This is a genomic window from Lentzea sp. NPDC051838, assembly GCF_040681245.1.
Taxonomy (GTDB): Bacteria; Actinomycetota; Actinomycetes; order Mycobacteriales; family Pseudonocardiaceae; genus Lentzea.
On the sequence record NZ_JBFAYI010000004.1, the window covers coordinates 462,558 to 482,383 of the forward strand.

18 protein-coding genes are annotated in these 19,826 nt (G+C 69.5%); 11 read left to right on the plus strand and 7 right to left on the minus strand.

Going from position 1 to position 19,826, the window contains the following annotated elements; translation table 11 throughout:
• Positions 1-11 precede the first annotated feature (11 nt).
• The 5 genes from AB0M24_RS13320 to AB0M24_RS13340 all read left to right on the plus strand — a co-directional run bounded on the left by AB0M24_RS13320 (position 12) and on the right by AB0M24_RS13340 (position 5,635).
• Positions 12-242 (plus strand): hypothetical protein, encoded by a 231-nt coding sequence (locus tag AB0M24_RS13320; RefSeq protein WP_045316190.1) that lies wholly within the window; start codon positions 12-14, stop codon positions 240-242.
• Positions 243-274: 32 nt separating this feature from the next.
• Positions 275-856: a TetR family transcriptional regulator gene (locus AB0M24_RS13325; protein ID WP_363765517.1), complete on the plus strand. Its 582-nt coding sequence runs from the start codon at positions 275-277 to the stop codon at positions 854-856.
• Positions 846-1,319 carry a DUF6653 family protein gene (locus AB0M24_RS13330; RefSeq protein WP_363765520.1) on the plus strand — a complete coding sequence of 158 codons (474 nt, stop codon included), beginning with the start codon at positions 846-848 and terminating at the stop codon, positions 1,317-1,319. The genes AB0M24_RS13325 and AB0M24_RS13330 overlap by 11 nt, the downstream gene beginning before the upstream one ends.
• A 46-nt stretch (positions 1,320-1,365) precedes the next feature.
• Positions 1,366-3,357, plus strand: coding sequence for an NAD-dependent DNA ligase LigA (gene ligA / locus AB0M24_RS13335; RefSeq protein WP_363765523.1), 1,992 nt, complete (start codon positions 1,366-1,368; stop codon positions 3,355-3,357).
• Between the two features lie 1,255 nt (positions 3,358-4,612).
• Positions 4,613-5,635: a glycoside hydrolase family 88 protein gene (locus AB0M24_RS13340; RefSeq protein ID WP_363765526.1), complete on the plus strand. Its 1,023-nt coding sequence runs from the start codon at positions 4,613-4,615 to the stop codon at positions 5,633-5,635.
• Here AB0M24_RS13340 and AB0M24_RS13345 read toward each other — a convergent pair.
• Entirely contained in the window at positions 5,632-6,081 is a 450-nt protein-coding gene (locus AB0M24_RS13345; protein WP_363765529.1) for a helix-turn-helix transcriptional regulator, read from the minus strand. The two genes, AB0M24_RS13340 and AB0M24_RS13345, sit on opposite strands and share 4 nt — an antisense overlap.
• A 61-nt stretch (positions 6,082-6,142) precedes the next feature.
• Between AB0M24_RS13345 and AB0M24_RS13350 the strand changes: the two genes are divergently transcribed.
• Positions 6,143-7,378: an MFS transporter gene (locus AB0M24_RS13350; RefSeq protein ID WP_363765532.1), complete on the plus strand. Its 1,236-nt coding sequence runs from the start codon at positions 6,143-6,145 to the stop codon at positions 7,376-7,378.
• An 81-nt stretch (positions 7,379-7,459) separates the two neighbouring features.
• On the opposite strand, the gene AB0M24_RS13355 is transcribed toward AB0M24_RS13350, so the two are convergent.
• Together AB0M24_RS13355 and AB0M24_RS13360 are read right to left on the minus strand one after the other, a co-directional pair.
• Complete coding sequence (locus tag AB0M24_RS13355) at positions 7,460-10,051, minus strand: LuxR C-terminal-related transcriptional regulator (RefSeq protein ID WP_363765534.1); 2,592 nt, start codon at positions 10,049-10,051, stop codon at positions 7,460-7,462.
• 54 nt (positions 10,052-10,105) lie between these two features.
• A complete protein-coding gene (locus tag AB0M24_RS13360) occupies positions 10,106-10,327 on the minus strand; it encodes a hypothetical protein (protein ID WP_363765537.1) in 222 nt (73 codons plus the stop codon).
• A gap of 151 nt (positions 10,328-10,478) precedes the next feature.
• On the opposite strand from AB0M24_RS13360, the gene AB0M24_RS13365 reads away from it, so the two are divergent.
• From AB0M24_RS13365 to AB0M24_RS13375, 3 genes are read left to right on the plus strand one after another with little or no spacing between them, the layout of a single operon-like run.
• On the plus strand, positions 10,479-11,483 hold the full coding sequence (locus tag AB0M24_RS13365) for a hypothetical protein (RefSeq protein ID WP_363765540.1): 1,005 nt from the start codon (positions 10,479-10,481) through the stop codon (positions 11,481-11,483).
• The gene (locus AB0M24_RS13370) at positions 11,480-12,112 is read left to right on the plus strand and encodes a hypothetical protein (protein ID WP_363765543.1); all 633 of its coding nucleotides are present in this window, start codon (positions 11,480-11,482) and stop codon (positions 12,110-12,112) included. Before AB0M24_RS13365 ends, AB0M24_RS13370 begins: the two co-directional genes overlap by 4 nt.
• A 2-nt stretch (positions 12,113-12,114) precedes the next feature.
• Complete coding sequence (locus tag AB0M24_RS13375) at positions 12,115-13,365, plus strand: MFS transporter (RefSeq protein WP_363765546.1); 1,251 nt, start codon at positions 12,115-12,117, stop codon at positions 13,363-13,365.
• Here the strand turns inward: AB0M24_RS13375 and AB0M24_RS13380 are convergent.
• Together AB0M24_RS13380 and AB0M24_RS13385 are read right to left on the minus strand one after the other, a co-directional pair.
• Entirely contained in the window at positions 13,331-13,816 is a 486-nt protein-coding gene (locus tag AB0M24_RS13380) for a potassium channel family protein (protein WP_363765549.1), read from the minus strand. The genes AB0M24_RS13375 and AB0M24_RS13380 overlap by 35 nt on opposite strands.
• The gene (locus AB0M24_RS13385; RefSeq protein WP_363765552.1) at positions 13,813-14,298 is read right to left on the minus strand and encodes a DUF1269 domain-containing protein; all 486 of its coding nucleotides are present in this window, start codon (positions 14,296-14,298) and stop codon (positions 13,813-13,815) included. The genes AB0M24_RS13380 and AB0M24_RS13385 overlap by 4 nt, the downstream gene beginning before the upstream one ends.
• Positions 14,299-14,414: 116 nt before the next feature.
• On the opposite strand from AB0M24_RS13385, the gene AB0M24_RS13390 reads away from it, so the two are divergent.
• Both AB0M24_RS13390 and AB0M24_RS13395 read left to right on the plus strand, forming a co-directional pair.
• Complete coding sequence (locus AB0M24_RS13390; RefSeq protein ID WP_363765555.1) at positions 14,415-14,819, plus strand: hypothetical protein; 405 nt, start codon at positions 14,415-14,417, stop codon at positions 14,817-14,819.
• Positions 14,820-14,853: 34 nt separating this feature from the next.
• Positions 14,854-15,864: an AI-2E family transporter gene (locus AB0M24_RS13395; protein WP_363765558.1), complete on the plus strand. Its 1,011-nt coding sequence runs from the start codon at positions 14,854-14,856 to the stop codon at positions 15,862-15,864.
• Here the strand turns inward: AB0M24_RS13395 and AB0M24_RS13400 are convergent.
• Positions 15,806-17,194, minus strand: coding sequence for an alpha-amylase family glycosyl hydrolase (locus AB0M24_RS13400; protein WP_363765561.1), 1,389 nt, complete (start codon positions 17,192-17,194; stop codon positions 15,806-15,808). The two genes, AB0M24_RS13395 and AB0M24_RS13400, sit on opposite strands and share 59 nt — an antisense overlap.
• The gene (locus AB0M24_RS13405; protein ID WP_363765564.1) at positions 17,191-19,746 is read right to left on the minus strand and encodes a glucosidase; all 2,556 of its coding nucleotides are present in this window, start codon (positions 19,744-19,746) and stop codon (positions 17,191-17,193) included. Before AB0M24_RS13405 ends, AB0M24_RS13400 begins: the two co-directional genes overlap by 4 nt.
• Positions 19,747-19,826: the final 80 nt, after the last annotated feature.

The window sequence follows — 19,826 nt, forward strand, 5'->3', positions numbered from 1 at the left end:
AGGAGGTGCCGGTGACCGAGGAGGAGCTGATCGTCGAGTTCGCCCTGACCCGTCTCGACAACCCCGGACTCGACCTGGAGGAGGTCGCCGCGCTGGTGGTCCGCCGGGTGGGGCCGGAGCGCATGCTCGAGTTCGCCGGGCAGACCCTCGCGCACCGCGACGAGCTGCGGGGAGCGGTGTTCCCGGCGGCGGTCGAGTACGTGTTGCGCGTGGTCCTGACGTTGCGAGGTCCTCGGGACTAGCTTTCGCTGAACATTTGTTCAATACTCTGAACATGCGTTCAGATCTGACTGCGCGTGCCCGTATCCGGGACGCTGCTCTCGTGCGTTTCGGCGCTGACGGGGTGGCGGGGACGTCCGTGCGGGCCGTGGCGGCTGATGCGGGGGTTTCGGCGGCGTTGGTCCTGCACCACTTCGGGTCGAAGGACGGGCTGCGGGAGGCGTGCGACGCGTTCGTGCTCGACGGGCTGTCTTCCGAGGGTGATCTCGGGGAGGTCCTGTCGGCTGCCACGCCGGTTCGTCGTTATCTGGCTCGCTCGCTCTTGGACGGCACGGCCAGTGCTTCCGCGTTGTTCGACTCGATCGTCGCGCGCACCGAGGCCTGGTTGGCCGGGGGAGAGGCCGAGGGATGGGTGCGGCCCTGCTCTGACGCGCGCGCTCGGGCCATCACCTATGTGTCTTGGCTGTTGGCGCCTTTGGTGCTGGGACAGCAGGTCGGCCGGTTGCTGGGCGGGGATCCGGCTTCTACGCCGATCGCGGTGCGGAGTGCGGTGGCCGGGCTGGAGATGCTGACGCACGGGCTGTTCGTTGATGAGCGATTTTTGCAGGCCTACTCGGAGGTCCTCAATGGACGTTGAGGGTGTGGCGCGGTTCTTCCGGATGGACGACGAGGCGTGGCGGCGGCACGCGAACCCGTGGAGCGTGTGGACGCGGTTCGCGGCGATTCCGGCGATGCTGCTCGCGATCTGGAGCCGGGTGTGGATCGGCTGGTGGTGCCTGGTTCCGGTGGTGCTGGTGTGTGTTTGGCTGGTGGTGAACCCGCGGGCGTTCGCGCCGGTCTCCGAACCGCGGAGCTGGACCGAGCGCGGGATCTACGGCGAGCGGCTGTGGCTGGAGAACCGGTCGCTGGTGCCGCCGGACCATCGTTCGGTGCTGCGGCTGCTGGTGTCGCTGGGCTCGGTGGGCTTCGCGTTGATCTTGTGGGGCATGATCGCTCTCGAGGTGTGGCCGACGGTGTCCGGAGCGGTACTCGTCGTGGTCGCGCAGCTGTGGCGGATTGACCGGTTCGGGTGGCTCTACGAGCGCCTGAACAGGGCTTGAGCGCGACTGCACGGAATTGTCGGTGCTGCCCGGTACCGTCCCCCTCATGAGTGCTGGGGACCGGATTCAGGAGCTGTCCGCGCGGATCGTGGAGCTGCGCGACGCGTACTACCAGGGCGAGCCGTTGGTGGCCGACGCGGAGTACGACGCGGTGGAGGACGAGCTGCGCGCGTTGATCGCGGAGCACCCGTCGCTGGCACCGGCGGACAACCCGCTGGACCACGTGGGCGCGCCGTCGGTCCTGCACGCGCCGGTGCGGCACTCGCGGCCGATGCTGTCGCTGGAGAAGGCGAACAAGCCGGAGCAGGTCGAGGCGTTCTTCGCCCGGTTCCCCGGCCAGCCCGTGGTGGTCATGCCGAAGCTCGACGGCTTGTCGCTGGCTCTCGTCTACGAGAACGGCCGGCTGGCGCGCGCCGTGACCCGCGGCGACGGCACGACGGGCGACGACGTGACGTTCCTGACGCGCGCGCTTTGTGACGGCGTGCCGTCCCAGGTCGACGCGCCGGGCCGGGTCGAGGTGCGCGGCGAGTGCGTGATGTTGCGCTCGACGTTCGACACCTACAACGCGGCCCACCCGGACAAGCCGTTGATCAACCCGCGCAACGCGGCGGCGGGCACGTTGCGCGCCAAGGACCCGAAGGCAGTCGAGGGCCGGCGCATGCAGTTCTTCGCGTTCGACCTGACGACGGAGCCGGAAAGCGCGGACTCCGACCTCGACGCGGGTCTGCGCAAGCTCGGCTTCAGCGTCGCGGAGATGCGGCATTGTTCGAGTCCTGCTGAGGCCCAGGAAGTCATCGAGGGCATCGAGACCGCCCGCAACACGCTGGACTACGACCTCGACGGCGCCGTCCTGCGCCTGGCGAACCGCGACGCCTTCGCCGCGGCCGGCACCAGGTCGTCGTCCCCGCGCGGCGCGATCGCCTACAAGTTCGCGGCGGAGGAGAAGACGACGGTGCTGCTCGACGTCGTCTGGGACGTGGGCAAAACCGGCAAGATCGCCCCGGTCGCCTGGCTCGAACCGGTCTTCGTAGGCGGCACCACGGTGACGCGCGCGACCCTGGCCAACCAGGAAGTCATCCGCTCCCGCGGCATCAAGATCGGCGACACGGTCCTGGTCCGCCGAGCGGGCGACGTGATCCCTTTCGTGGCAGGCGTTCTGGACGCCTCGAAGCGCACCGGCGAGGAACGCGAGATCATCCCGCCGTCCACGTGCCCGTCGTGCGAGGAACCTCTCTCGGAACAGGGCAACAGCCGCGAACTCTTCTGCACCAACGACGTCTGCCCGGCCCAGACCGTCCGCCGCCTGATCCACTGGTCCTCCCGCGCCGGCGCGGACATCGACGCCATCGGCCAGGTGTGGATCGAACGCCTGGCCGAAACCGGCGACCTGGTGAACCCGTCCGACTTCTACACGTTGACGAAGGAACGCCTGCTGGAGTTCGACCGCGTGGGCGAGATCTCCGCGACCCGCATGATCGAGTCCATCGACCGCAGCCGCTCAGTGGGCCTGCGCCGAGCCCTGATCGGCCTCTCGATCCCGATGGCCTCCGAAGGCACCGCGGCAAGGTTGTGCCGAGCAGGATTCGGTTCCCTGGAAGAGGTTGCCGACGCGGGCGTCGAAAAACTGGTGGCCGTGGAGGACATCGGCGCCAAGGTGGCCGAATCCCTGACCGCCCACCTGGCCCGCCTGCGCCCGGAGATCGAGCGCCTGCGCTCCCGCGGTGTCTCCCTGGACGTCCGCGAGGAAGACCTGCCGCCCAAGGTGGTGGCGGGCGCCCCGCTGGCGGGCAAGTCGGTCGTCATCACAGGCTCCCTGAACGACCCGCGCTCAGGCGAGAAGGTAGCCCGCCCAACGTTCCAGAAGATGTGCGAACGAGCCGGCGCCACCGCAGCCTCCTCGGTCTCCGCGACCACGGACCTGCTCATCACAGGCGCGAACGTGGGCGCGGCCAAAACCGCGAAGGCCGAGAAGCTGGGCGTCGAGGTAGTCGACCAGTCCGAGATCTGGAAGGTGCTGATCGAAGCGGGCATCGCCTGAGAAAGAGGAAAGCCCTCAGGCCGCCGTCGGGGGGATAGGTGACGACCTGAGGGCGAGGCTCTCCAGCCGCTGGGGGACGGGTGGAGAGCGGGCTGTGGTGGTCGGTGCGGCGGTCGCCTCTCGGCGGTGGGCACGACGCGGTACCAGCCGAACGGTCTTCCGCGAAGGCGATGTAGTTGAGGCCCGGGGGACCTGAACCGCACCAACCGTCCTGTTCAACGGCGGCCGGATCCTGTTTGTTTCCAAGGACTCTGTGGGCTCGCTCACCGTTGCGGGGTGGTGGCGTGGGATGCCCCCGAGTCGTCGTCGGGGGAGAGCGCGACGGTCCGGGGGCAAGTGCGGGAGGCCTGTGGTCCGCGTCGGGGGAGCGTGAGGGGCCTGGGGTAAGTGCGGGAGGCCTGTGGTCCGCGTCGGGGGGCGTGAGGGGCCTGGGGTAAGTGCGGGAGGTCTGTGGTCGACGTCGGGGGATAGCGCGAGGGGCCTGGGGCAAGCGCGGCAGGCCTGTGGTCCGCGTTGCGGGGAGAGCGCGAGGGACCTGGGGCTAGTGCGGGGGCCTGTGGTTCGCGTCGGGGGAGCGCGAGAGACCTGGGGCAAGTGCGAGAAGCCCGCGGTCCGCCGCCGGGGGAACGCGACGGACCGGGGCAACCGCGGCAGGCTCCTGGTCCACCGCCGGGGGACACGGCGGACCGAGAGCGAAGCGTTGTGCGGACAGGCACCGGGATCCCGTTTGTTGCCAAGAGGATCTGTGTGGTGCCTCACCCGCTGCGGGCATGGAGTTGGGATGCCCCCAGGCCGCCATCGGGGGAGAACGTGGCGGTCTGGGGACAAGCGCGGAAGCTCTCAGGCCGTCGCTGGGGGAGGACGCGACGGACCGAGAGCAAGCCAGGAGCGCGCCAAGGGGCTGGCGCGGTTGAGCGTTGTGGTGCGGGAGGCCCCCAAGCCGTCAGCGGGGGAGGCCGTGACGGCTTGAAGGCGGGCTGTGATGGTTGGTGCGGCGGTCGCCTCTCGGCGAGGGGCACGACGCGGTACCAGCCGAACGGTCTTCCGCGAAGGCGATTTGGGTGAGGCCCGGGGGACCTGAACCGCACCAACCGCTACGTATAACGGGGTTGGGTGCTCAAGTGTTTCCCTGGTGATCTGTGTGGTCGCTCACCACCGAACGGATGTACCGGGATCTCCGGAAACTCTGGTCTCGCAGGGGGAACGCCGGTTCTAATGGAGCAGACGCCGCCCATGTCACAGGTTGGAGAACCTGATGGTGAGGCGGCGTTCGTTCCTTCTCGGTGCCACAGCCCTTCCGCTCCTCGGAACAGGAACAGGCACGGCCCTGGCACTGGCCGGCCCCCTAGACGCCGGACGCGCGGCGGCGGACTACTGGATTCGCACGCAGGCTCTGGGCGGCAACGACTGGCAGGACGCGACTCTGCACAGCGGCGTCATGGCCCTCTACAAGGCGACGCAGGACACCAAGTACCGCGACTACACGCTGAGCTGGGCCAACCGGCACAACTTCAGCCTCAAGAGCTCGAGCAGCAACCCGCACTTCGCCGACCACCAGGCCGCGGGGCAGGCGTATCTCGACCTGTACGAGGACAACCCGGAGCCGCGGCGCCGGGCGGCCATCGTCAGGGAGATCGACGCGACCATCGCCACCGGCCGAACGGACTACTGGTGGTGGGTCGACGCGCTGCACATGGCGTTGCCGATCTTCGCGCGGCTCGGCAAGAGCGACTACGGAGACCGGCTGTACAGGTACACGCGGCAGCGGTTGTGGAACAACGGGCTTTGGTGGCGGGACAGCAAGTTCGTCAACAAGAACATCTATTGGAGCCGGGGCAACGGCTGGGCCATCGCGGCACTGGCCAAGACGATCGAGGTCCTGCCCCAGAACTCGCCGTACCGCGCGGGCTACCTGGCCGACTTCAAAGCCATGGCCGCGGCGATCAGCAAAGTGCAGCGCAGTGACGGGTTCTGGAACGTCAACCTCGGCGACCCCAACAACTATCCAGGGCCGGAGACGAGCGGCACAGCGTTCTTCACCTACGGCCTGGCGTGGGGCATCAGGGCCGGCCACCTCAGCCCGACGACGTACCGACCCGTGGCGATGAAGGCCTGGGACGGAATGCTGCGCACTGCCCTGCAGAGCAGCGGAAGGCTCGGGTACGTCCAGGGCATGGGCTCGCAGCCGTCCGACCACCAGCCCCTCAGTCGCAACGACACCGCGAACTTCGGCGTGGGCGCGTTCCTGCTGGCCTCGTCGGAGGTCGCCAAGATCTAAGCCTTTCCGGCGTGCGGATGCAGGTGCACGAGCAGAACCGCGTCCAGCAGCCGGAACCAGTCCGCCTCGGCCAGATCGCGGCCGGCGAGTGCGGCAAGCGCGGTGAGCAGCCGTCCCGAGAGTTCCGCCGGCTGCTCACCGGTCGCGTCCGCGATCGTCCGCACGTCCCTGCGGAAGCGGGCGCCGCGACTGAGCCGCACCAGTGACGGCGGCAGCGCGGGTGCCGGAGGACTTGCGCCGTGAGCAGGTTCCACACGCACCACGAACGTTGCACCCAGAGCGTCCGCCAGCCTGCTGAGCACGTCCACGGTCGGGTTGCCGCGACCGTTCTCCAGGTTGGCGACGTACGGCACCGACAGACCGGCTTCCGTCGCCACGGAGAGCAGCGTGCGGTCGCCTGCCGTGCGCAGCGCACGCAACTGCTGCCCGAGCTCCTGGTTGCCCATCAGTAGCCGCCTATCTTGACAGAACACCTAACGCGAAGAGCTATTCTGCCAGAATAGCTCCGTGTTCGAGGCGCTGAGGATTCGCGACTTCCGGCTGCTCTGGTTCGCGCGGCTGGTCAGCCTGTTCGGGTCGTGGCTGCTCGTGGTGGCCATCCCGGCCCACGTCCTGCAGCTGACCGGTTCGCTCGCGGCGACAGGACTGACGCTGGCCGCGGAGTTCCTGCCGCCCGTTCTGCTCGGGCCGGTCGCGGGCGTGCTCGCCGACCGCTGGGACCGGCGCAAGCTGATGATCGCGACGGACGTGCTGCGCGCGGTCGCTGTCGCCCTGTTGCTGCTCGCGCGGGATCCCGGTGACGTCTGGCTGGTCTACCTGGCGCTGGTGGCGGAGAGCGTGGGCACGGTGCTCTTCCGCCCCGCCGCGCAGGCGCACACTCCGGCGGTGGTCGGTACCGGGCCGAAGCTCATCAGCGCCAACTCGCTCAACGCCATCACGGACGGCACCGTTCGCCTGGTAGGTGCCCCACTGGGTGGCGCGCTGTTCGCGGTCGCGGGGTTCAGCGCCCTGGTGTGGATCGACATCGCGACCTACCTGCTGTCCACACTCGCGATCACGATGACCGCGAGCGCCGCGACCAAGAGCGAGGGACGTCCCGGCCGCTTCTTCGCCCAGCTTCGTGAAGGAGCCGCATTCCTCCACACCGAACGAGATACCGCGCGGCTGCTCGTGGTGATGACGGTGTTCCTGGCCGCCAACGCGTCGCTGTCCGCGCTGCTGGTGCCGTTCGGCGTGCGAGTGCTGGGAGGGAGCCTGCAGATCGGCCTGGTGATGTCGGCGCTGGGCGTCGGATTCCTGATCGGTGCTCCACTTGCCCGGCGGCTGGACCGGATGCGGTCCGAGAACCTGCTCGGCGGCGCGCTGGTGGCGACCGGAGTGGCGTTCGTGCTGCTCTTCGTTTCCCGGTCGCTGACGGGCGCGTTGCCCGCCGCGGTGCTGATCGGAGTCTTCGGCTCGGCGGCACTGGTCACCGCACAAACCGCGGTGCAGCGCAGGACACCGAACGACGTGCTGGGCAGGGTCAGCGCTGTGCAGTTCACGGGCGAGGCCGTCGCGACCTGTCTCGGAGCGATCGCCGGTCCCGCGATCGCGCAGGTGGCCTCGTTGGAAGCAGCCGCCTACCTGGCCTGTGGCGTGACCGTCCTCTGTGGACTGGTGGCGGCACCCCACCCGGTCGTGCGCAGCACGAAGACAGCGCATGACCGGGGGTGCCGTTCACACGGAAAGGTTTCTCGCGAGTGAATCGGGCCGGGCGAGGGGTGTCGGCGGGCCCGCGTGGATCAAGTGTGGCGCCCTGGGGACCTGGAGCCCAAGGGGCCAAACCTAGATCAGGCCTAGTCGCCGAGCCGCCAGCACGGCGTCACGGCGTTGGTTCACGCCGAGTTTGCGGTAGATGCCGCGCAGATGCGTCTTCACCGTGTTGACGGAGACGAACAGCGAGTCGGCTATCTCCTCGGTGGTGCGCATGGACGGGAGTTCGAGGAGCAGGTCGCGTTCGCGGCTCGTCAGCACGTCCGCCTGGGCGGTCGAGGCCGCGGGTAGAGCGGTCATCGTTGTCGTGGCGAAGGTCTCGAGCTTGCCGAACCGGCCGGCGCCGCGGGCCAGCAGGTCGCGGATCGGCTTGCCCGCGTTGAGGAAAGGTCGTAGTGCCCCAACGGGTTCCGCGGCGGCCAGTGCGCGGCTGACTGCCTCGTGGGCTCGGCGTTGGTCGCCGGTGCGGTCGACCAGTGCCGCCTCCAGCAGCCAGCCGTCCACGACTGTCGGTGCGGCCACGGCGGGAAGGTCGCCGGACAGCAGTGGTTCGACGATCTTGCGGGCCTGGCTCACTCGGGAGTGGTGGGTGTGCACGACGGCGCGCAGCACGGCCATCTCGCCGCACGGGCCGAACATCGCCTCGACCTGGTCGGGCATCGCGGTGGCCCACTGCTCGTCGCCCGAGCGCAACGCGATGCGCTGCACGGCGGGCGCGATGTGAGCGATGACCGGCGGGATCACCTGGCGTTCCGCGACGTCCTGCCACTGCGCGCGGATGCGTCCGACCACGGCACGGGGGTCGCCCGCCGTCGGGAACGACACGGCAGCGTCCAAAGTGGACACGGCTAGGCCCGTGGCGGGATCGGGCCGGTCGCCCAGAGCACGCACCGCCGCACCCGCGAGCTCGACAGCTCGGTCGTCGTCCAGGCGCAGATAGGCCTCCACGCCGAGCAACGCGTAGGCGAGCGCGCACACGAAATGCGACTCCCACCCCCTCTCCTCCGCGAACGACACGGCCTCACCCGCCTGCCGTGCCGCCGACTGGAGGTCACCCGACGCACTCGCCAGCGCCGCCAGATGGACCTGGCAGTCGAGCACCGCGTGGTCGAACCGCTCCGCGCGGGCGATCACGGACGCCCGCACCAGGTCGTCCTCCGCGCTCACCCGGTCACCGCTCAACAACGCCGCCACCCCGCGGTTGAGCAGTGCCGCCACCTCGGCGTCCGCGCCGCCGTGTCCGGAGGCGGTGCGCGCCATCACCCGCAACGCCTCCGAAAGATGTGCGTCGAACCTGCCGCGACGCAGCAACGCCGCCGCGTGCAGCACGCGCACCCGATCCTGCCGCAGCACGAGCAGCTCACCCCCGAGCCCCGCGAGCACCCGGTCCGCCGCCGCGAGGTCACCCGCGTCCATCGCCACCAACGCGGCCACCACCCCGACTTGAGGCCGGGCCAGAACATGGCCCGGCACCGCGTCGAACACCGCCCGCAGCCGCGCACTGCCCGACCGCAGCACCTCCGGCAGCACGGCGTGCTCGACCACTTCGGCGGTCAGCTGGTCGTCGCCCGCCCGCAACGCGTGTTCCAGCGCCACCGCGGGCTGGTCGTGCCGGTGGTACCAGTGCGCCGCCGTCTGGTGCAGCGAGGTTTCGTCGGCGGGACGCGACCTGCGCAGCTCGGCGGTGAGGTGCGCGCGCAGCACCGGGTGGCAGCGATACCACTCCGGCGCGGTGTCGAGCCTGCTGACGAACGAGTTGGTGCGCTCCAAGGCGTCCAGCACCAGACCGGGGCTGGGGTGGCGGGCGAGCTCGCCGGCGAGGTCGGCGCTCACGGCGTCGCACACGCTGGTCGCCACGAGCAGGTCGCGGACGCGTTGCGGATGACGGCCGAGCACCTCGTCGCCCAGATAGCGGCTCACCACCTGGTCCAAGCCCTCGAACATCAGGAGCTCGTCCGGCCGCGCGCCGCTCGTGCTCAGGTTCATGACCGCGAACCGCAGCCCGCCGATCCAGCCCTCCGTGCGCCGCAACAACAAGTCGACGTCCTCCTCCGAGAGCTGAAGATCGTGCGCGGCCAGCAGCGCTTCGGTTTCCGAGCGGGTGAACGCGAACAGCTGCGGCGGAATCTCCCGCAGGCGTCCCTCCAAATGGAGGCGGGCGAGGTGCAGCTGCGGGGGGAATCGGCCTAGCAGCACGAGTCGTAGGCGGTCTGGCGGTTGCCGCAACAAGAGATCCAGGCTCGCCAACGCATCCGGGTCGCGGATCTCGTGCACGTTGTCCAGCACCAGGCACATGGACGACGGGGCGTCGTCGAACGCGGCGATCACCGCGGACGAGAAGCCCGGCTCGCACAAGGGGATGGAGTCGTTCAAAGCCAGGGCGTCACGGACCGCGGCGCGAAGACGCGCTGGTCTGTTGTCGTGCTCGTCGAGCGTGAGCCACGCGATCCGGTCCTCGCGGCGCCGCGCCCACTCGGCGAGCAGCGTGGTCTTGCCGCACCCGGCGGGGCCGGTGACCACGGTGACCGGCGCGGACGACACGTGTTCGTCCACTGTGGATAGCAGTTCGCCGCGCGGCACCAGGGGTGTCGCGGACGCGGGTACGCGCAGTTTGGCTTGGCTGGTCTCGCGGCCGGACGGGTCACACTCCGAACTGTCGGACATTGCGGTTTGTCTCCCGATGGAGTTGTCGAGGCATGATCGCGTGATCGAACCGCATCACCCCGGTGGCGGACATTCCGCCTCGATGTCCTTGTCGGACAGGGAAATCAGCACGAGCCCACGGGCGAACGCGCCCATCAGCCGCGGCAGCAGACTGAGTGCGGCGAACGTGCCGGTGGGCGGTGTGCAGTCGTCGTCGCTGGTGACGGCCAGTGCGAGGCACACGGCCACGGCCAGCACGATGCGCCGGGACCGGGAGCGGTTGGGTTGACGGCTCAAGATTCGGTCACCTCCTCCGCGTTCCGAGGCTCGTCCTGCCCACACGCGTGCGGCCTCCCCCGGAGCGGGCGGTACGGGTGTGCCGGACTGGAGGTGGATCACCTGAGGCGGGTGAAGCAGCGGTGAGTGCCGCCCGCCGAACCTGTGGCTCATGAGCTGCCGACTTGCGTTGCGAGATCTGCTGGACGTGGTGCGCCCCGCCCGTCCTGTCGCGTCCGTCTACCTGGGGTCGAGCCCGTTGCTGGGCTGGCGGGCGCGCTGGGTGCGTCTGGCCGACCAGCTGCGTTGCGACGGCGCGGGACCGGAACTGGTCGACACGGTCGGCGAGGTGCTGAGCCGTGCCCGTGCCGCCTATCCGTCCGCCGACACGCTCGTCGCGTTCGCGGGCGAGGAACTGCCGGCGCGCGTCTTCCACGCACCCGGCCTGCGCCACTTGGACCTGGCGTGGTTCAGCTCCCCGGCGCACGTGCTGCCGTTGCTCGCCTGGTTGCAGGAACGTCCGGCGCGCGTGGCGATGGCCGCGGGACGCGACAGCACCGAACTGGTGGCGGGTGACTCGCGCCGGGTGGTGCTCAGCTATCCGGCACCGTCGTGGCGGCAGGGCGTCCGGTCCGCCGCGGCCGCGTGCGCCGAGATGCTCGACCGCCACGACGCGAGGTTGCTGGTGGTCGCGGGGGAGGACGAGGTGGTGGGCGCGTTGTGGGAGGCGCTGCCCGCCCCCGTCCGCCGCACCGTCGCGGTGCGCTGGACCGGCACGGATCTGACGCCGAGCCGCATCGCCGCCGAAACCCTCGCCGCGGCCCGTTCGTGGACCGACGGGGTGCTCGACGACTTCAACGCGCGCGGACGTGCCCGGCAGCTGTCCGTGGAGGGCGTGGACGACACCATCGACGCGATCGCGGACGGGAGGCTGGAGGACCTGCTCGTCGGCTATCCGGAGGACGTCACGGCGACCGCCTGGTACGGCCCTGCGCCGACGGACGTGGCGCGCGACTGGTCACCGGCCCGCCGCTGCGGTCTGCTCGCCGACGTGGCCGTGCGAGCGGCCTTGTTGAGCGACACCCGCGTGCACGTGATCACCTCGGGTACGTCGTCCGCGCCTCTGGAGGACATCGGCGGTCTGTGCCGGGTGCCGCTCGCGCTGGTGCGGTCATGACGGCCGAACTGGTGCCGCTGCGCACCGGCTTCGACGTCGCCTGGATCGGCTACCGGCGCGACCAGGTCCGGTACTTCGTCGACACCGCGGAACGAGACATCGCGCTGGTGTGCGCCGACCGCGACGCCGCCGAGGCCAGGGCGCTGTCGCTGGCCCAGAACCTGGAGGCGGCGCGCGAGGAGAACCGCGAGCTGCGCGACCGGCTCGACCGGGTGTGCCGCAGGCCGTTGTCCCCGGACGCGGTCGGTGAACAGCTTCGGCACGCGGTGGACGCCGCGCTCAAGCAGGCGGCCTCGATCGCCGAGCAGGCGGGCGCGGTGCACGTCGAACACCGAGAGCTCCTCAGCTCGACCCGCGCGCGGATGAGCAGGCTCGACCGCGACAGCGACGCCCGCAGGCGAGCGCTCGACGACGCGGCGGCCCGGCGCCGGGCCACGGTCCAGGAGGACTTCGAGCTCGCGCTGGCGTTGCGGCGCAAGGAAGCCCTGCGCGACATCCACGTGCTGGAGGAGACCGCGCGCGAGCGGATCGAGGTGCTGCGGGAGCACCGCGACCGGGTGGCGGACGTGCTGCGGACGGTCCACGCGCTGCTGGGCAAGGCGGCCGAGCACCTGCGTGCGGGAGACTGAGGGTGAAGATCCTCCCCTTGGCGCTGGCCCAGTTCATCGCGAGCTACGCGGCCACCAACATGAACGTGGCGATCAGCACGATCGCGGACGACCTCGGCACCACGATCTCCGGTGTCCAGACGACGATCACGTTGTTCACCCTCGTGATGGCCGCGCTGATGGTGCCGGGCAGCAAGCTCACCGACATCTGGGGCCGCCGCCGCTGTTTCGTCGTCGGCCTCGGGATCTACGGCACGGGCGCGCTGCTCGCCGCTCTCGCCCCTGGCATCGGTTTGCTGACAGTGGGTTACGCGCTGCTGGAGGGTGTCGGGTCGGCGATGATGATCCCGCCGATCTACATCCTCGTCACCGCGCTCACGACCGACAAGGCGCAACGGGCGCGCGGGTTCGGGATGGTCAGCGGCGCGGGTGGGCTGGGCGCGGCGGCGGGCCCGTTGCTGGGCGGGCTCGTCACGAGCGCGTTCAGCTGGCGGGCCTCGTTCCTGCTTCAGGTCGTGGTCGTGGCGGTCATCATCCTGCTGGCGCGGAAACTTCCGGCACCCGAACGCCACCACAAGAAGTTCGACCTGCTGGGCGCGGTGCTGTCCGGCGCGGGCATGGCGCTCGTCGTGCTCGGCGTCCTGCGCACCACCTGGCCGATCGTCGTGGCGGGTGCCGTGGTGATCGGGCTGTTCGCCTGGCACATCAGGAAGACTCCGGAACCGTTGTGCGAGCCGAAGCTGTTCCGCGACCGGACGTCCAACCTCGGCCTGGGCACCCAGCTCGTGCAGTGGCTGGTGCTGCAGGGCACGTTCTTCGTGCTGTCCGTGCACCTGCAGCAGGTCGAAGGGCTCAGCGCGATCGAGACGGGCCTGGCGCTGCTGCCGGCCACGATCGGCCTGCTCGTCACGTCCGCGCTCGCGGGGAGGCTCGCCCGCAAACATCCCCAGAACCGGTTGATCCGCTGGGGTTTCCTGATCACCATCGCCGGCACGCTGTTCGTGCCGGACGGGTTGTTCCTGATCGGCGCGGGCATCGGGATCATGCTGACGGCGTCGGTGAACGTCGTGCAGTCCCGGTGGCCCGACACCGACCAGGCGGACGTCTCGGGGGTGTCGCGCGCTGTCTCGAACCTCGGCTCGTCGCTGGGCGTCGCGATGGTCGGCTCCGTCGTCGACCACCGCGCCGCGCTCGTGCTGCTCATCCTCTTCAGCGTCCTGGGGTTCGGGCTCGCGGTGTTCATCCGGAACGACGGCGCACGGCAAGCAGAATGACCTTCAGCGCCACACCGATGACGAGCAGGTCGCCGATCATCTGCACGGTGACGACGATGCGCGCCAGCTCCGAAACCGGCACGATGTCCCCGAATCCGACCGTGGCGAACACCGTGACCACGAAGTAGAGCGCGTCCGTGCGACTCAGCTCCACGCTGAAACTGCCGGGTTGGTGCCGGGCCAGCAGGAAGCACGCGTTGGCGAACAGCAGCAGGAACAACGGGATCACCAACGCCAGCGCCTGCACGCCCTGCCAGAGCGGACGACGGGACCGCGCGATCATCCTCACCTGCCACCACAGCACCACGACAACCAGCAAAATGCCGGAGACCAGCCGGAGAACGGTGTGACCGTTCTCCGGCTGGTCCATCGGAAGGCGGTAGTAGACCAGCAACAGCACCCCGACTGTCGTCACCGGCCGCACCACCGCCGCGATCATGGCGCGGCTCAAGCCGAGAACGTCTCCTTGAGCAGCTTCTCCTGCTCCACGGAGAGGTTCGTGGTGATCAGCTGGGCCCCGGTCTGCTTGAACTCGTGGGCGACCTTGTCGACGACGGCGTTCTCGGACATGACGAACAGCGCGGACGTGCCGGGCGTGACGTTCTCCCTGACCTGCTGGACGAAGTCGTCGTCGATGCCCGCGCGCGAGAGCGATCCCGCCAAGGCACCGACACCGGCCCCTATCGCGGCACCGAGCACGGGGATGAAGAAGATCAGCCCGAAGAGCAGGCCCCAGAACGCGCCACCGAGCGCGCCCGCTCCGGTGAGCTTCCCGAGCTCCTTGGTCTTCGGGCGTTTCGCGTCGACCTCCCAGTACACGTAGGCGGTGTCGCGGATGGAGATCAGCTGTTGTTCCTGGAGCTTGCGCAACAGGTCGAGCGCGGTGCGCGCCCCGTCGGAGGTGTCGAACTTCCACACGGTCAAAGTGGCCATGCCCAGAACTCTGCGAGAACCGCACCCGGCAGTCCTCACCCGTCACGGGTGAAGATCCGCGCACCGCGCCGATGCACCGTTGCCACGCAAGAACAACCCACGACAACGGAGGCACTATGCGGGAGACAGGCTGGCTCGGCTGGATCTGGTTCGCGGGCATCATGATGATCGTCATGGGGTCGTTCAACGCCATTGAGGGGCTGGTGGCGTTGTTCCGCGGTGAGTACTACGTCGTGACGGAGACGCAGGTGCTCGTCTTCGACATCACCACGTGGGGCTGGATCACCCTGCTGATCGGCATTCTGGTGGCACTCGCGGGCGGCGCGCTGCTCTCCGGTGCCGCGTGGGCCAGGGTGGTCGCCGTGGTGCTGGCGGTCGTGAACGCGGTGGCGCAACTGGCTTTCGTGTCGGTTCACCCGCTGTGGTCCACGATCGTCATCGCTCTGTGCGTCACGGTGATCTGGGCCGTGGTCGTCCACGGCCCAGAGGCGGACGTGACGTCCACCCGGCTTGAGACGTGACGTCCACCCGGCTTGAGCAGACACACCACCGTTGATGCCTCGCGCACTCACGATCCTGCTCGGTGGCGCGGCCGCGGTCGTCGTGGTCGCCGGTGTGCGGGCGGTCGCGTGGCTGGTGGCGCCGGCGATGCTGGCGTTGCTGGTCGTGATCGCGGTCAGTCCCGCACACCGGTGGCTGCGCGGCCGCGGCGCGCCGCCGTGGCTGGCGACGACAGCCGTGGTGCTGCTCGTCTACAGCGTGCTCGCGGTCGTGGCCGTCACCGTCGTGGTGTCCGGCGCACGGCTGGTCGCGATGGTGCCGGAGTTCGCGCAGCAGGAACTGGTGCTGCGGGCCGAGCGGGCGATCGACGGCGTCGACCGCGGCCGGTTGGTCGGGGTGATCGGCGGGCTGCTGACCGATCTGACGAGTCTCACCACGAGTCTGGTGTTCCTGTTGGCGCTGCTGCTGTTCCTCGGTGTCGAGGTCGGCGCGGCGAACGGCAGGCTGGCCGAGATCGCGATGGACCGGCCACAGCTGCGGGAGGCGCTGACGGAGTTCGTCCGGCGTACGCGCAGATACATCCTGGTGACGACGGTGTTCGGGCTCGTCGTGGCGGCACTGGACACGGTCGCGCTGGCGTTGCTGGGCATTCCGCTGGCCCTGTTGTGGGGTGTGTTGTCGTTCGTCACCAACTACATCCCCAACATCGGGTTCATCCTCGGGGTGGCGCCACCGGCGGTGCTCGCGCTGCTGCAGCACGGCCCGCGCAAGGCGCTGGCCGTGCTGGCGTTCTACGGCGTGCTGAACTTCGTGGTGCAGTCGCTGATCCAGCCCCGGTTCACCGGCGACGCCGCCGGGTTGTCGACCACCTTCACCTTCCTGGCCCTGGTGTTCTGGGCCTGGGTGCTCGGACCGCTCGGCGCGTTGCTGGCGGTACCGCTCACCGTGCTGGTGAAGGTGCTGCTGGTCGACCTGGACCCGGCGGCGGGCTGGGCGGCGGCGTTGCTCAGGCCGCCACGAACAGGTGACATCCCCACGGCCCCAGAGCCACGTACAGCCGACTGACGGCTTCGAACACAACTCCACCGTCGAGGAGGTCGGTGTACTTCTCCGACCAGCCCACGGGCAGCAGCCCCTGAGCGGGCTGGTCGGAGAAGTTGACCACCACGACGTGCCTGGTGCCGTCGGCCGCCGCCCACTCCCACGCGAGCAGCCGGTGACACGACTCGTTGTCCGGCCAGCCCTCGGCTTCCAGCAGGCGCCAGTCGCCGCGGCGGACCCGGTGGTCGGCCACGACCGCGAGCAGCCACCGGTACCAGGCGGCGAGGTCGTGGTCGAGCGGCTCGTCCGGGCGGCGCGCGAGGAACACCGGCGGACGCACCCTCCTGCCCTCGAACTGGCCCTCGTGCCACAGCGTCGCGCCGGGCAGCGTGGCGATCACGACCGCGGCCGCCTGGGCCGCTTCCGGTTCGAGCTCGCTGAGGATGCGCGGCTCGTCCTGGTTCTCCAGGAACCTCATCAGCCTCGACTGGTAGCCGGGATCGGCGCGCAGGTGGTCGCGCACACCGCCGACATCGCCGGAGACGAGCCGGTCGTAGAGCCGTTTGTCGTAGCAGAAGTTGAAACCCTGCTGCTGCAACGGCCACTCCATGTTCCAGTACGCCTCGGCGATCAGCACGGTCTCCGGGTGCCGCGCTCGCAGCCCGCCGATGATCTCCGGCCAGAAGTCCTGCTCCGGCACGCGCGGCAGGCCCCACGTCCGGGAGAAGACCTCGTTCGTCACGAGCATCGCCATGTCGCACCGGATGCCGTCACAACGGGCCGCGATGCTGGAGAGCGTCATCGTCGCGGCCGTCCGGAGCGCGGGCGAGAAGGCGTCGAGCTGGAAGACGTCGGGCCAGGGCGGGAAGTACGGGTCGCGGCCGAGCGCGATCTCGCCGTTCTCGTCGTGCACGAAGAACTCCGGGTGCTCGGTCACCCACGGGTGATCGGGCGCCACGTGGTTCGGCACGTAGTCGAGGACCAGCCGCACCCCGCGCGCCGCCAGTTCCGCCCGTGCCCTGGCCAGGCCTTCGTCGCCACCGAACTCCTCCGCCACGACGTATCGCCGCACGCAGTAGGGCGACCCGAGGACGTCCTCTGGTCGCAGATCGGGTAGTGCTTCGACGAACGACGCCCGCAGGCCGGAGTGCGCGTTCGCCATCGCCAGCCCGAGCGTGCTGCGTTCCCACACGCCCATCAGCCACACCGCGTCGACCCCGGCCGGGGTGATCGCGTGCCAGGCCGCCACGGGCACCTCGGCGAGGGTGATCCGGCGTCCGGCGGCCTGCGAGAGCTCACCCAGCCAGACAGCGGTGTTGACCTCGTAGATCACGGGTTCTTCCGGCCAGCTCATCGCGTCACCACCTGGGGGAGAAGGGCGACGAGAGCGGTCCACCCGGTCTGGTGGCTCGCACCGAGGCCGGCGCCGTTGTCGCCGTGGAAGTACTCGTAGAACAGCACCAGGTCCTGCCAGTGCGGGTCGTTCGCGTACCGCTTCTGTCCACCGTGGACAGGTCGCATCCCGTCGACACCGGCGAGGAACGTGTCGAGCAGCCGTTCGCTGATGTCGTCCGCCACCTCGCGGAGGGTGAGCTGCCGTCCGGAACCGGTGGGGCACTCGACGGTGAAGCGATCGCCGAAGTACTCGTGCAGGTGCAGCAGAGCGCGGATCACCAGCGCGTTGATCGGGAACCACACCGGGCCGCGCCAGTTCGAGTTGCCGCCGAACATCCCGTTGTCGGACTCGGCGGGCAGATACCCGACGCGGTGCTCCACGCCGTCGACGACGAGCACGTACGGGTGATCTTCGTGCCAGCGCGACAACGACCGGATCCCGTGCGGGCTCAGGAACTCCCGTTCGTCGAGCATCTTGGTGAGGATCCGGCGCAGGCGTTCCTCGTCGAACAACGAGAAGAGCACCGGACCGTGCGCGTCGGCCTGGGCGCCGTGCCCCCACAGCGCCGTGCGCACCGCCGGGTGCCGGTCGAGGAACCCGCGCATGTCCTCGACGAGCTCGGGATGGTCGCGCCGCACCTCAGCGCTGATCACGGTCGCCGCGGCCAGGGGCAGCAGGCCGACGGCGGACCGGACTCTCAACGGTGTGACGCGACCATCCGGGTGCCGCAGCACGTCGAAGAAGAAACCTTCGTCCTCGTCCCAGAGTCCGCTGCCGACGTGGCCGGTGGCAGCGGCGATCCAGGAGAGGTTCTCCATCAACGTGGCGGCGTGCTCCAGGTACGCGGGGTCGTCCTTGCCGAGCTCCAGCGCCATCTGCACGAGGTTCTGGCAGTACAGCGCCATCCACGCGGTGCCGTCGGCCTGGTCGACCCGCCCGCCGGTCGGCAGTGGCGCGCTGCGGTCGAACACCCCGATGTTGTCGAGGCCGAGGAACCCGCCCTGGAACAGGTTGCGGCCGTCGGCGTCCTTGCGGTTGAGCCACCAGTCGAACGTGCGCAGCAACGGGTGGAACACGCGCTTGAGGAACTCGGTGTCGTTGTCCAGCTGGTACACGTACCAGGCGGCCCACGCGTGCACGGGCGGGTTGACGTCGCTGAAGTTCCACTCGTAGGCCGGGATCTGGCCGTTCGGGTGCAGATAGCGGCGCGTGAGCAGCAGTTCGATCTGCCGTTTGGCGAGATCGGGGTCCACTGTGGCCAGTGGGACGGCGTGGAACGCGAGGTCCCAGGCGGCGAACCACGGGTATTCCCACTTGTCCGGCATGACGATGACGTCCTCGGCGACGAGGTGGCGCCAGTCCTGGCCGGACGTCAGCGGGTCGACGCCGCGTTCGGTGAGCCAGCGCTCGACGTCGAACGCGTAGTACTGCTGCGACCACAGCAGACCCGCGAGCGCCTGCCGGCACACCAGCCGTTGGTCGCTCTTCGGATCGCCTTGGAGCACCTCGTCGTAGAAGTCGTCGGCTTCGGTACGGCGTTCGCTGATGGTGGCGTCGAAGCTCGCGAACGGGTCTGCGGTGCTCCTGTTCGTGAACCGGATCCTGACGGTGGCGCTTTCTCCGGCGGGGATGCGGAACTCGTGGTGCGCGGCGGCTTTCGTGCCGACACCGTCCGGGGAGACCGCCGGTTCGCTGTGGATCACGACGCGTTCGATGCCGTCCTTGACGAACCGGGCGGTGTTGGGGGAGCCGAACACGCGCTCGTTGTCGGTCTCGTTCTCCGTCACCAGAAGGGGCACCGGCTGTTCCACGTACCACCACCACGTGCCGAGCTCGGCGTGTTCGGCACGGATCGTGTTCGGCGCGCAGGTGTGCAGGCTCGGGACCCGGTCGTCGCCGGCCCAGGACCAGGTGTGGCGAAACCACAAGGTGGGCAACAGGTGCAGCGTGGCGTCCTCCGGCCCGCGGTTGTGCGCGGTGACCCGCATGAGGATGTCGTCCGGCCCTGCTTTGGCGTACTCGACGACGACGTCGAAGTAGCGGTTGTCGTCGAACACCCCGGTGTCGAGCAGCTCGTACTCCGCCTCGTTGCGGTTGCGCGCGGCGTTGGTGTACCTGAGGTCCTCGTACGGAAACGGCTGCTGCGGGTACTTGTAGAGCATCCGCAGGTAGGACGCCGTCGGGGTGGCATCGAGGTAGAAGTAGCACTCCTTGACGTCCTCGCCGTGGTTGCCCTCGGAGTTGGTGAGACCGAACAACCGCTCCTTGAGGATCGGGTCCTTGCCGTTCCACAACGTCAGCGCGAGACACATCCGCTGCCGGTCGTCGCTGAACCCCGCCAGCCCGTCCTCGCCCCACCGGTAGGCGCGATATCGGGCCTGGTCGTGGGTGAACGACTCCCACGCGCCACCGTCGCCGAACGCCTCTCTGACCGTGCCCCACTGCCGTTCGCTCAGATACGGCCCCCACTTCCGCCACGGACCCGGTTCCGCGAGCCTCTGCTTCTCCACGTCGCCACCTCTCGTCTCCGGCTGTTTCCCCAGGCTCGTCCGGAGGTCAGGCGCGGCGGGTCACCCGTTGCGGATGAATT